We start from the raw sequence: 13,505 nt of genomic DNA, 5'->3' as shown, positions 1-13,505 counted from the left end.
AACAAACAAGCTTGCGCTTTGAGTCTCATGCTTGTACTCTTGCAGCACAGTTCGATGCGAACAGTGTCTTATTCCATAACCGGATCAAGCAGGAGGCGAAATTGAGCGGGCAACGTTTTTTGGTGCGTAAAGCGGCGGTACTCGGGGCTGGTGTGATGGGGGCGCAGATTGCGGCGCATTTGGTGAATGCCAATATCGAAACATTGCTGTTTGAGCTGCCGGGCGATGCCGGTAATCCCAACGCCAACGTAATCAAAGCCGTGGAGAAGCTGAAAAAGCAAGAACCCGCGCCGCTCTCGGTCAAAACCAAGGCGACTTGTATTCAAGCAGCGAATTACGAGCAGCATCTTGAATTGCTGAAAGATTGCGATCTGGTAATCGAAGCCATTGCCGAACGCATGGACTGGAAACGCGATCTGTACGTCAAAGTGGCGCCCCATCTGGGTGAACACACGATTTTCGCCAGTAACACTTCCGGTTTATCGATCAACCAGTTGGCCGAAGCATTTCCGGAAACGTTGCGCCATCGATTCTGCGGCATCCATTTCTTCAATCCGCCGCGCTATATGCATCTGGTCGAATTGATCCCTTGTCAGGTCAGCGACGCGGCCATGCTGGATCATCTCGAAGAATTTCTCGTTACGAATTTGGGCAAGGGCGTGATCCGCGCCAAGGATACGCCGAATTTCATCGCCAACCGTATCGGTGTGTTTTCGTTGCTGGCGACGATGCATCATGGCCGCTCGTTCGATTTTGGTTTCGATCTGGTCGACGCATTGACCGGCGCGCTGATTGGCCGTCCCAAAAGCGCGACGTTCCGCACCGCCGATGTGGTGGGTCTGGATACGCTGGCTCATGTTATCAATACCATGCGCGACACGCTGCCGGACGATCCCTGGCATCGCTATTTTGCGGCCCCGGATTGGTTGCAAGGCTTGATTCAAGCCGGTGCGCTGGGTGAGAAAGTGAAGCGCGGGGTGTATCAGAAAATCAAGAATGAAATCCATGTATTTGATCTTGCAGCACAGACGTACCGGGTTTCAGGTGCGGAAGTGGACGACGATCTGAAGCGTTTGTTGAAATACAGCAGCCCGGCCGAGAAGTTTGCCGCGTTGCGCAATAGTCATCAGCCGCAGGCGCAGTTTTTATGGGCGATATTCCGCGATTTGTTCCATTATTGCGCAGTGCAGCTGGAAACCATTGCCGATAATGCCCGTGACTTGGATCTGGCGGTGCGCTGGGGATTCGGCTGGAATCAAGGGCCTTTTGAAATCTGGCAAGCCGCCGGATGGAAACAGATTGTTGATTGGATTCAGGAAGATATCGCCGCCGGTAAAAGTATGAGCCTGGCGCCGTTGCCGCAATGGGTCACGGCAATCGCCGAAAGTAAGTCACAAAGCGTACATTCCGCGCAAGGCTCGTTTGCTCCGGCTTCCGGAAAGCCGCAACTGCGTTCAACATTGCCGGTGTACCAGCGTCAGCTGTACCCTGACCGGCTGATCGGCGAACCGGCGGCCTACGGGGAAACCATCTTTGAAACGGATGCGGTCAGGTTGTGGCATACCGGCGATAAAATTGCCATTCTGAGTTTCAAAAGCAAGATGCACACGATCGGTATCGATGTGCTGGAAGGGGTGCAGCAAGCGATCCAGGAAGCCGAGCAGAACTGGCGCGCCTTGGTCATCTGGCAAACCGAACCGCCGTTTTCCGCCGGTGCCAATTTGCAGAAAGCCACCGAAAAACCTAAGCTAGACGCGCAACATAGCAATGCACCGGCGGAACCGCCTGCACCACCAAAACCGCCGACAGCGTTTCAGTCGTTCCTGAAGAAATTGCGCAAATCGACCCAGGAGACTGTCTTGCATGTGGCGCGTGAATTGGATCTCGCCGATGTGCTGATGGCCAAGAAACTGGCCGAAGTGGAAGGCATGATCAAGCAATTTCAGCAAACGTCGCAGAGGCTGCGCTATTCGATGATTCCGACCGTGGCCGCTGTAGATGGTCTGGCGTTGGGCGGCGGGTGCGAGTTTGTCATGCACTGCGACCGGGCTGTGGCTACGCTGGAAAGTTATATCGGCCTGGTGGAAACCGGGGTCGGATTGCTGCCGGCAGGCGGCGGCTGTAAGGAGTTTGCCATGCGGGCCGCGCAAAACGCCAAAGACGGCGATCCTTTTCCGCAATTGAAATATTATTTCCAAACCGTGGCGATGGCGGAACTGGGGAAAAGCGCCGAGCAGGCGAAAGAGCTCGGTTACCTGCGCAGCGCCGATACCGTCGTGATGCATCGTTTCGAATTGCTGCACGTGGCCAAGGCGCAAGCGCTGGCGTTAGCGGAAGCCGGTTATCGTCCGCCATTACGCATGCGGGAAATTCCAGTGGCGGGTAACACCGGTATCGCAACGATTCAAAGTCAACTGGTGAACATGCGCGAAGGCGGTTTCATTTCCGAGCATGACAATCTGATTGCGAATAAAGTGGCGCATGTGATGTGCGGTGGCGATTTAACGCCGGGCAGTCTGGTCGACGAAGACTGGTTCCTGGAATTGGAGCGCGCAGCTTTTATGGAATTACTGGCGACGGAAAAAACCCAGGCCCGCATTGAATACACCTTAAAAACTGGCAAACCGCTAAGAAACTGATTTCACGATTCACGGAGAATCCTATGACCAAGCAAACGCAAGAAGCCTATATTGTCGCTGCCGCACGTACACCGGTTGGAAAAGCGCCGCGCGGTATGTTCAAGAATGTGCGTCCCGATGACATGCTGGTGCATGTGCTGCACGCGGTGATGAAACAGTGTGAAGGACTCGATCCAGCCGCGATTGACGATGTCATCGTCGGTTGCGCCATGCCGGAAGCGGAGCAAGGCATCAATGTCGCACGCGTGGCGCTGTTACTGGCCGGTTTGCCGAACAGTGTCGCGGGGATGACAGTGAATCGTTTTTGCGCGTCCGGCTTGCAATCGGTTGCGCTGGCGGCGGACCGCATCCGTCTCGGCGAAGCCGATGTGATGATCGCCGGCGGTACCGAGAGCATGAGCATGGTGCCGATGATGGGTAACAAAGTTTCCATGAATCCGGCGATGTTCCAACATGAGGAAAATGTCGCGATTGCTTATGGCATGGGCATGACCGCCGAGAAGGTGGCGGAGCAATGGAAGGTTTCGCGCGAGGATCAAGATGAATTTGCCCTGACCAGTCATCAGCGGGCGATAAAGGCAATCGCGACGGGTGAGTTTAAAGATGAAATTGCAGCCTATACCGTCGATGAAAAACGGCCGGACTTGATTACGCATACCGTGCATGAGGAGATTGCGGTCAAGGATACCGACGAAGGGCCGCGTGCCGACACTAATGCCGAGGTTTTGGCGAAATTGAGACCGGTGTTTGCGGCAAAAGGATCGGTCACTGCGGGCAATAGTTCGCAAATGTCTGATGGCGCGGGTGCGGTGGTGCTGATGAGCGAAGCTGCATTGAAGCGTTTCAACCTATCGCCGCTCGGCCGCTTTATCGGTTTCTCGGTTGCTGGTGTGCCGCCTGAAATTATGGGTGTTGGGCCGATCAAAGCGATTCCCAAAGTATTGGCGCAAACTGGCATCAAACAAGACGACCTGGATTGGATCGAATTGAATGAAGCGTTTGCCGCACAAAGCCTCGCCGTGATTCACGATCTGGGGCTGGACCGCAGCAAAGTGAATCCATTGGGTGGAGCGATTGCCTTGGGCCATCCACTTGGAGCAACCGGTTCTATCCGGGTGGCAACCTTGCTGCATGGATTGCGCCGCCATAAACTGAAATATGGCATGGTGACCATGTGTATCGGCAGTGGCATGGGCGCAGCCGGTGTGTTTGAAGCGCTTTAATGCTGGAAATAACAGAAAGCTGCTTATCATCGCTTATGGCATAGATCGATCTTCGTAAAAACCTGCGCAAGGAACGGCAACGGTTCACACTAATTGCTATGCCAGAGCAGGTAGTGGTTTTTTCTCAGCCCAAGGGAACCGGAACAGCGTAATCCTCGCTGTTTTTTTTCTTAAAGCAGATCGCTCTGCTTATTTCACGATCCATTCTTTTCTCGATTAGCCTCTGCGCATTCCTGCGAAACCTCAAGTAAGTCATTAGTAAGCCGTAACAATCAGTTCACTGCATGGGTATTCCGAAAAATTTGATGATACGCATGCGTTTTGTAACAGTCTGCAATGGATGAACGATTGCACAATAGTTTCCGTACTAAATCAGATTATCGCTATTTGGAGGTTGTTTTATAGTGAATCCACATGCCTCTTTCGATTTGCTTTCCTGTGTCAGTGACTTTGCGGTGTGCATAAATACGCACGGCGTCATTGAACAAGCATCCAAACCTTCGCAGGCATTTTTGCAATTACCGGCAGAGTTATTGCAAGAATCTATTGAATTATTCATTCAACCTGAAGATATGGCATTGTTTGCCGAGGCGCGGGAAAAAGCCAAGCAGAGCGGTGAGAAACAAACTTTCATCTGCCGTCTTCTGCGGCAGCGTGTATTGCCGGTTTGGGTTGATTGTTACATGCATGCGTTGCCGGAGGATAAATATCTTATCGCGGCATTTGACGCTACGCACTGGAAGGATAGCGAAAGCCGCCTGGTTTACCTCTCCACGCACGATGTCTTGACCGGATTGCCGGGCAAAGTCTTGCTCGACGATCGTATTGCCATGAACATTCAAACGGCGCAGCGGGAAAAGAATGTCTTGTCGTTGATTGTGCTGAGTTTGGATGGTTATAGAAAAATTAACGATTTGCTGGGACACAGTATCGGTGACGAGCTGATTAAAGCTGTAGCGGAGCGGCTGCAAAATTGCGTGCGGCGCAGCGATACGGTGGCGCGTGTCAGTGATGATGAATTTTCCATGATCATGCTGAGTGCGGGGCGGGAAAATATCGAATTGATTGCCAGGAAGATTTTAGCCGCGATGCAGCGGTCTTTCCGCATTGGCGAACATACCCTGCATATCAGTGCCAGTCTGGGTGTTTCCATGTATCCGGAACATGGCCAAGACGCTTCGCTCTTGTACCGGAATGCCGAAATGGCGATGTACAGAGCGAAAGCGCAAGGTAAGAATTACTGGAGAATTTATAGCGATCAGGTTGATGATACCGAAAGAAGCGATTTATCGCTGGAATCGGCCATGTACGAGGGGATCGAGAATGGTGAGTTCATGCTGCACTATCAACCGATATTTTGTACGCAAACCGGTCAATTGAAAGGTGCGGAAGCGTTGATGCGATGGCAGAATCCAAGCAGGGGCTTTGTTTCACCGATGAAATTTATTCCCTTGGCGGAAAACAGCGGGTTGATAAAAATTCTCGGTGCATGGGCTTTGCGCAGTGCGTGCTATCAAGCTAAACAATGGCAGGTAGCTGGCCTTAAAGATTTTTATATCTCCGTCAATGTATCCCCGCGCCAATTTGTGCAAGAGGATTTTCTCGATATGATCCATAAAGCATTAGATGAATCCGGGTTATTGCCGGGTAATCTGATGCTTGAAATCACCGAAGGTGTATTGATGGAAAATCCGCAGCGTTCCGGGGCGGTTTTGACGCAACTGCATGCAGCGGGGGTAAAAATCGCCATTGATGATTTCGGCACCGGTTATTCCTCATTGGCTTATTTGAAGAGATTTCCGCTATCCGTGTTGAAGATTGATAAGTCGTTTGTGGATGACGTGGTGAACAGCGCGGAAGATATGGCGATTGTCGGCACAATTCTCAGTCTGGCGGAAGGATTGAATCTGCTGGTCGTCGCCGAGGGTGTGGAAAATGATGCGCAACTGGGTTTCTTGAAGCAAGAGGGATGCAATCTGGTGCAAGGCTATTTGACCGGCAGGCCGGTGCACTCGGATGCATTTAAAGAGAAATACATGGCATGACGGAATCTGCTCCTGAGCTTGAAAACAGTAAAGATCGGTTCTTTGCCTTGTTGACAAAGCGCATGAGCGAGAAAGGTGATTTCCCTGCCTTTGCAAAATCCGTGCAGCATCTAGATGAGTTGATGCACGATCAAAATAAAAATATCGCCGATATTGCCCGTGTGATTCTGAATGATTTCACTTTGACCCAGAAAGTGATCCGTTTGGCCAACTCCGCCATGTATTCCGGAATGGGCGGGGAAATTACCACCATCACCCAAGCCGCGGTCGTACTTGGCATCGATACCATAGCGCATATTACCCTCAGTATCCGTTTCATCGATACGCTTTCCGCTTCCGCACCGGTATCGGACGAAGCGCGCAGGGAACTGGCAAAAGCGATATTGGCTGGAAATATTGTCCGCAATGTTGTGACTAAAATGAATATGGTGAACGGCGAAGAAGCAGTCGTATGCGCGTTGCTGCATCATCTTGGCCGTCTGATGCTGGTATTTTATTTACCTGATGAATGGTCCAGGATTCAAGAAATCGCGCAGGGTAACGTGATAAGCGAGAACGACGCGGCGCGGGAAGTAACCGGAGCATCCGTTGATGAAATTTCTCAGGAAATTGCCAGGAACTGGTGTCTGCCCAAGAAAATATCCCACTGCATGATCAGTTCGGCAAACTTCACGGAAATCAGCATACCGGGTTCGTCCGATTGGCTTAAGGTAATGGCCAATTTTGCCAGTGGCGTTGCATTGCTATTAGCGCATCAGTGCAACGAGGATGATTTAAAGCAGTATGTGTCACGTTATAGCGAATCATTACTGATTTCTACCGAGGATCTCGCTGAATCGGTCGATTTGGCGCAGCAGACAGCTGCTGAATTTTCCGGTATTCCGGAAAGCGGAAAATCCATTGGTAAACCCGATGACTCGCGCGAACGTCTGGCTGTCAGTATTCGTGAACTCAAGATGGCGCTGGCGCAGGGAACAGACTTCAATGTCGTATTGAGCATGACTCTTGAATCGTTGTACGTGAGCATGGGTTTTAACCGTGTGATTACTTTCTTTCGCGATGCCGGTATGTTAAAAGCCAAAGTCGGGTTCGGCAGTGGCGTACCGGAAGTGTTACCCGGATTGATTTTTCCCGAAGCATACGCAGCCGATGTGTTCCATCTGTCCCTTGCCAATAAAGCGGACGTATTTATCCAGGATGTTGCTTCCACCCGATCCTCTTCCAGTATACCGGCATGGTTAAGGGAAACTTTGCCGGATGTCGATGCCTTTATCCTGTTGCCGTTGGTTTTCAATGGCAAAGCTATCGGTTTGATCTACGCGGACTGGTGCGCGGGAACAACCAGTCGGATCGAACCCAGCGAGCTCTCATCGATGGGTGTGCTGAGGGATTACTTGATGAGAGCCTTGATAAAAAGAAAATAGCGGTCCGATCGTATTCCTTCCTAAGCTATTTCCTACCCCTTCTGAAAAGTCTTGCCAGAAATCCATACCGGTCAAAATTGTAAGCAGCATACTGTCAGTATTTTCTGATAAAAATTCCTAAATCAACAGCTTTTAAGCTCAAGTTAAACGATTATATTTCGTTAACACCGCATTGCAATTAATTTAGTAAACACGGCGGTTTCGAATATTTTAGCCTGAACCGGTCATTCGATGAACTCTACAGCGGGAAGTGTAGGATTTTTCCTGGAATGACTGTAAATGCGGGCTTGATGAACCGGAAGATTCTAAATCTCTGAAAAAAATTACAAAGCATGACGACATTAACTTCAACATTTGAGCTCAGTAAAGCTAATTTTTTTGCACTACTCGAAAGAAGAATCAGTGAAAAAGGGGATTTTCCGGCACTGTCGAAATCAATCCAGGGCCTTAGGCAACTGATATACGAAGAAGAGAGAAATATTGCCGACATTGCCAATGCCATTTTAAGCGATTTCACCTTAACCCAGAAAATCATCAAACTGGTTAATTCGGGCATGTACGCCGAGGCTGATCAAGAAATTACCACCATTTCTCATGCCATCGCGGTGCTCGGATTGGATACGATTACCAGCATTGCACACAATGTTCGCACCATCGATACCCCATCGGCAGCAAAAGCAGCATCAAGCACGGTATATGCCGAGCTGGAGAAAGCATTCTTAGCGAGCGATATTGCCAAGAGCATCGTATCGAAATCGAACGTCGCAAACGGTGAAGAGGCGATTGTTTGCACGCAATTGCACCATCTTGGGCACTTGATTCTGGTTTTTTATTTTCCCGAGGAATGGGCAAGAATCCAGCAAGTTTGCGGCGGTGATCATACCCGTGAAGACAGTGCCGCACTGGAAGTGATCGGTATGACCATCGATGAAATATCGCATGAAATCGCCAAGGATTGGCAGTTACCAGCGAAAATTTCCAGCACGGTAAGCGATCTATCCTCGCTCAGTAAGGCTGATGGACTGGGCTCTACCGGTTGGGTGAAAACGATGGCCGGTTTCTCGAAAAGAATGGCGGCATTATTAGCGAATAATATCAGTCCGCACATCCTGAAAAATTTCATTTCACATCATAGCGAGTCGCTCCTGATTCCGCATGAAGTGATCTGGCGATCCATCGAATCGATACAGAATAAAACCGGTAAGTCCGCCGCGCATTCCGATACGGAGATAATGAATGACGAGTGGAACAGATCCCGCAAGCGGATTGCAGCCGGTTTGCTGCAGTTGAGTATCGCGCTGGGCCGGGGGATCGATTTTAGAAGCGCTCTCAGTATCACTCTGGAGGTGCTTCATGACAGCATGGGGTTTAACCGGGTGATCGCCTTTTTCCGCGATGACGAAGAATTCAAAGCCGGACTATATGTTGGCAATCTGCGGCCGGAAAAAATGGCGGATCTCTATTTCTCCAGAAAATATGCTGCCGATGTGTTTCACTTGGCGCTGCGTCAGAAAGCCGATGTATTTATTCAGGATGTCGCATTAAGCAGGGAAACCACGATACCCATTTGGTTCAGAAAAACGCTGCCGGATGCCCGTTCTTTCATTTTGCTGCCCTTGGTCTTCAATAACAGCACCATCGGCATAATATACGCCGATTGGCGGACCGGGCAAACGCGTGTGATCAGGCCGCGGGAATTCTCTTCGCTGGTCATGCTCAGAAATTATTTGATGAAAGCACTGATGAAATGAACGGATACAGCCGGAGCCTCAGTTCCAGGCTGTGCCGATCGTCATAGATGTGACGCCAGTCATCTTCCTTGCACTATAATCCGGTTTTGCCAAAACAATACAAAGGAAACGTTTCATGAGTGCTATTTGGTTTAAAGACTATACCGTCGATTATCTGGAAGGATTGCGCAACGCCAACATGGGCGAGCATATCGGTATTCAATTCACCGAGCTCGGACCGGATTTTCTGAAAGGGTGCATGCCGGTCGACAAACGCACCACGCAACCGTTCGGGATTTTGCATGGCGGCGCCAGTTGCGTGCTATCGGAAACGCTTGGCAGCGTGTCCGGCTGGATGACTATCGATCCGGAAAAGTATCGCGCGGTCGGGCTGGAGTTGAATATTAATCACATTCGCGCCGTGACCAAAGGCCATGTCATCGGCATTTGCACACCGTTGCACACCGGCCGCCGTACCCAAGTCTGGCAGACGGATATTGTCGAAGAATCCACCGGCAAACGCGTGGCGATTTCGCGTTTAACGCTGGCGATTATTGACCAAGGCACACTCAGCGCGCAGAAGGAACATGTGATCGTCGACAGGGAATCATAAAATGTTTTGCCGGATCGACCGGTAACCGGTTGCATTAAAAAACCCTCACACCGGAGTTGCAAGTATGAGGGTTTTTTAATGGCAGACGTAACAACAATGTGTGCAGCGTAAATGTTCCTAAGCGTCCTTGCTGTCTTTGTTCTTAGGGCTGTCTGCCGCGGATGGTGTATCGGATGATCCGGCAGTACCGGCTGGATTTTCCGTTCTTGGTTCGCCACTATCGCCAGCGGCCTCGGCGGTAACAGCTTCCGCAGATTCCTGGTTATTGGCTGCGGACTGATTGTCTGCGTGTTCTTCTTTACCTTTATTGTTCCACATGAAATAAGCCGCACCCATGGTTACCACCACAACTGGGAGCGTGATGAACACCAGCAACGCGTATTCCATCGAGATGTCCGCTCCTGCCGGCAGCGGTTTGGTGACGACCATGTAGGCATGCCCAAACGCAAAGCCGTAAACCGGCACCAATGCTGCCATGTAGCGGTTGGTGACCAGTGGTCGTACCGTTAGCATGTTCAGCACATTGGAAGCGTAGTATCCAATGAAATAGATAAAAATATAAAAGAAAATAGCGCCCATCGTTTTTCCTTATTGATCTGGTTTATCGGTTAAAAAATCGGAATGCATCAAAGACCGGAAGTATTCGGGCTTATGATACACAGATCGCCGCGAAAATTGTACTGATCGCGGAAAGGTTAAAGTTAACAGATTCTAAGCAACTCACGGTAGTTCAGATTTGATCCGGTCATTCCTCAAGTCGGGAGTAACTGTGAGATCAAATCTGAGTTACTGCAAGTCACTATAGATCAATCAAGTCATCTCGATTAATTTTGCATCGATAAGTTGAGCAGCATCTTCTCCGATTAAGTAACCTATTTGCCGGTACGCTTCAAATTGCTCTTCGCTGAACCATTGATCCAGTGTTGATTCGTGCGGGAATTGGTTGTTCAGTGCAGCATAATTTAAGACATCAATTGCACGTGATTCCGCTGATACCGGAAACGATAATTTCATGTAAATCAATATTCCGTCTTTCTCATTCTTGAATTCTGTTTTTGCGCTACTGGCGTATTTGATTTTTCCAATGACAAAGTTTTTGGAACTGAATCTACTTTTTGCCGAGAATTTTTCTGAGCCATCATCCCCAGGTATTTTTTTCGGACGAAGCTCAGAAACATCGATCTCGATTTCCACGCCAAAATCTACCCGGATCTTATGGATCGCATTGGCCAGATCGTCAAAATTAAACAAGTGATCTTCGCCGGCATCGCTGACCACAATTAAAGCACAGCGGCGGCGTACCAATTCATAAATGCCGAGATTCTCAAAATGTCCGCCATCGCTTAGGTAGATCTTTTTTTCTTTTTCATTAGCATCGCTCGACATTTCTTTGTAAAGTGTGGTTAACAATGGTGTGTCCGAAGAAAATTGCCATCTTTTATCCTGACCTTGCCACCACTCTTCTTTAAGCGGATTAGATAACCACCAGCCAAGGCGAGCACCTCCCAAGACCATTAACATCGAGACCCCCGGCTTGGTATGAAAACCACCCAATGGGCTGCTCGCTGCGCCTGAAATGGTCATAGCCAAATCCAATTTAAGAAAATATTCATTGGGTGGATTTTCTTTCTCTTCCTCATAAGCTGCCCTGTTTTTAGAGGCATAAGATTCTGTTTTTTGGAAGCATTCCTCCGATGGATTTCTCGTGCCATCAAGTGCGTAACCGCAGTAGAGGGGAGACATTATAAAAGATGCAGCTTTTCGATCTTGCCAAGCCAGATCATTATTTTCTCCGGCGAGATTTAGCGTCGTATTCACAATAAGATAGGGCTTAATATCAATTAAATCTTTTAAGTTAATCGCATCAGTGGCATGAACCCCAATATCGGCATCTCTGATGATGGAGGCGCCATTTGTATCGGTCTTGTTGCTGGCAGCTAGATAGGCATTGGTTAAGCGGTTGCGATAGAAGGTATGCATCGAAAATAGGTTTGCATTAATTTGTAGTGCTAAGAATATCGCGATTGCAGTTGCAAATAATCCCCATACGAAAGGCGCAGATAAACTTATGGAATTCAAGGCAAGAATATTCAATTGGAAATAATCTTTAAAAGATGGAATGCAATTTACTGTTTCAAAATAATAATATCCTTGAAGACCATCTCTGAGAGTTTTGAATGTAATTGCTTTAGCATTTTCCTGAGGAACTAATAACTGATGGACTAATAATTCTGTGACTGGTGTTGAATTTTCGTGACATGTGAGTTGAAATTTTTTTAGGTTTTCAGTAAAAGATTTGGGAGGTGAATCGTTTTCAAAGGCAGTGCGCACTCCCAAAGATACAAATCCCAATAGAGCAAATACCAGAATAAATGGTGCGATAGAAACTATACCTTCAGTCAATTTTTCTTTCCAATCAGCTTGCTTGTTCTTATTCGAGCCTGTTGTCGTGCTTGCTGCAAGCCATCGAACAATTATTGCGAATAATGCAAAAATACCTCCCACCGTAAATATAGCTTCTGTCCAGTCAAGTAAAGGAGGGAAAAAAAGAAATAATACTGCGGGGAGTGCAAAAATTAGTGAATATTGAGCCATTTTTGCTGCAACGCGGCTAACCCAGAAATAGGCTTCAGAGGAAATTGCTCTACCAGTAATCCCAAGATGAATTGAGATCGCTAAGGCCAATAATAAACAGACGATGGGGGATATAATTCCAGCTAAAAACCAGACCGAGTGACTTTGTTTTTCCGCGATGCCGATACCAAATAAAATCTCATGAATCCAGCCGGGTAAGTGAGGAAGGACATATCCTAATGCGAGTATCGGTATCGCTCCTAGAACTGCACACCAGTGAAGCCACACCCAGTTTACTTTTGCATCAATTTTCTGTTTGCAGTGTTTTGCAAAATCTATTCCAATCGAAGCTGCGCAAGCATAGGTACTGCTTAAGATTATCCCCCAGAGGAGAGGGGCATTTGCAGTGATCTGAGTTCCCCACATACCTAAGCATATTGAAAAGATAGTTGCCAAAATTGCAATAATTTTTACAGTGAATTTCTTGTCGGAGAGAGTCTCATTCGGTTGGTTCTTGAGCACGCCAGCCACCAATGGTAAGCGAAACCAAACTATTGCTGTCGCAAAAAATCCAAAAGCTAAATCCAAAATAAGAGCTATTTGAGAGAGCTCAATTCCTGCAATTGATTGATGCTGGTATTCTTCAATTAAAAGCATCATTCCTGAGAAAAGCGACATTGTACCGAAGACAAACAAGCCGATAACCACGCTGGATAAAAAAACGTTTCTGAAATGATAGGTCAGATCGGTTAACGTATCGAGAGAAAGAAGACCTTTCCGGGGAGTCAGATAGTTACTGTGCTGACGCAACCACGATATTTCACTAGGCTCAGCTTTATTCTGATTTAGGTCGGTTTTGTCGTTAAGCTTATTTTGTACTTTCTCGATTCCACTCCACTGTGGAGCATTTTGTTGTTCACGATAAGCCCATGATGTCAACCACGATCCGATATAACTGCCTCCGGATACGGTGGATAAGTAATCAAATTTATGCAGAAGCTTTTTCTTGGCGAGTGCCTGTATGACGCCTAAATTAAAAGTTGCACTGCGTATCCCGCCGCCCGAAAAAGCCAATCCGATTAGCTTTTCTTTCTTACCGATTTTGTCTTTTTCTTCTTGCAGTACATCCTTAAATTTTGTCGCCATGATTTCAATACTCCTTTGAGTATTCGTAATTGAGATTTTGGAAAAAAAACAGTAACCTGTTCTGTGAACTTTGTTTGCATAATGCCGGCATCAATATGGCAATCCTGAGTT

The 13,505-nt window shown here is 48.2% G+C and carries 8 protein-coding genes; 6 read left to right on the top strand and 2 right to left on the bottom strand.

Annotated elements, in window-relative coordinates; genetic code table 11:
- Positions 1 to 101 precede the first annotated feature (101 nt).
- From R2083_RS11690 to R2083_RS11665, 6 genes are all read left to right on the top strand, one after another.
- Positions 102 to 2,639: a 3-hydroxyacyl-CoA dehydrogenase/enoyl-CoA hydratase family protein gene (locus R2083_RS11690; protein ID WP_317538552.1), complete on the top strand. Its 2,538-nt coding sequence runs from the start codon at positions 102 to 104 to the stop codon at positions 2,637 to 2,639.
- A gap of 23 nt (positions 2,640 to 2,662) precedes the next feature.
- The gene (locus R2083_RS11685; protein WP_317538551.1) at positions 2,663 to 3,862 is read left to right on the top strand and encodes an acetyl-CoA C-acyltransferase; all 1,200 of its coding nucleotides are present in this window, start codon (positions 2,663 to 2,665) and stop codon (positions 3,860 to 3,862) included.
- A 404-nt stretch (positions 3,863 to 4,266) separates the two neighbouring features.
- The gene (locus tag R2083_RS11680; RefSeq protein WP_317531423.1) at positions 4,267 to 5,907 is read left to right on the top strand and encodes a putative bifunctional diguanylate cyclase/phosphodiesterase; all 1,641 of its coding nucleotides are present in this window, start codon (positions 4,267 to 4,269) and stop codon (positions 5,905 to 5,907) included.
- Positions 5,904 to 7,331, top strand: a complete 1,428-nt coding sequence (locus R2083_RS11675) for an HDOD domain-containing protein (protein WP_317531422.1) — start codon at positions 5,904 to 5,906, stop codon at positions 7,329 to 7,331. Before R2083_RS11680 ends, R2083_RS11675 begins: the two co-directional genes overlap by 4 nt.
- Before the next feature lie 332 nt (positions 7,332 to 7,663).
- A complete protein-coding gene (locus R2083_RS11670) occupies positions 7,664 to 9,082 on the top strand; it encodes an HDOD domain-containing protein (protein WP_317538550.1) in 1,419 nt (472 codons plus the stop codon).
- A gap of 115 nt (positions 9,083 to 9,197) precedes the next feature.
- On the top strand, positions 9,198 to 9,674 hold the full coding sequence (locus tag R2083_RS11665) for a hotdog fold thioesterase (protein WP_317538549.1): 477 nt from the start codon (positions 9,198 to 9,200) through the stop codon (positions 9,672 to 9,674).
- 117 nt (positions 9,675 to 9,791) lie between these two features.
- Here the strand turns inward: R2083_RS11665 and R2083_RS11660 are convergent, their stop codons facing one another.
- Positions 9,792 to 10,253, bottom strand: a complete 462-nt coding sequence (locus R2083_RS11660; RefSeq protein WP_317531419.1) for a hypothetical protein — start codon at positions 10,251 to 10,253, stop codon at positions 9,792 to 9,794.
- A 231-nt stretch (positions 10,254 to 10,484) separates the two neighbouring features.
- Positions 10,485 to 13,394, bottom strand: coding sequence for a patatin-like phospholipase family protein (locus tag R2083_RS11655; RefSeq protein WP_317538548.1), 2,910 nt, complete (start codon positions 13,392 to 13,394; stop codon positions 10,485 to 10,487).
- Positions 13,395 to 13,505: the final 111 nt, after the last annotated feature.

The organism is Nitrosomonas sp. Is35 (genome assembly GCF_033063295.1).
Lineage (GTDB): Bacteria > Pseudomonadota > Gammaproteobacteria > Burkholderiales > Nitrosomonadaceae > Nitrosomonas.
This window is presented reverse-complemented; position numbering and strand designations above follow the sequence as displayed.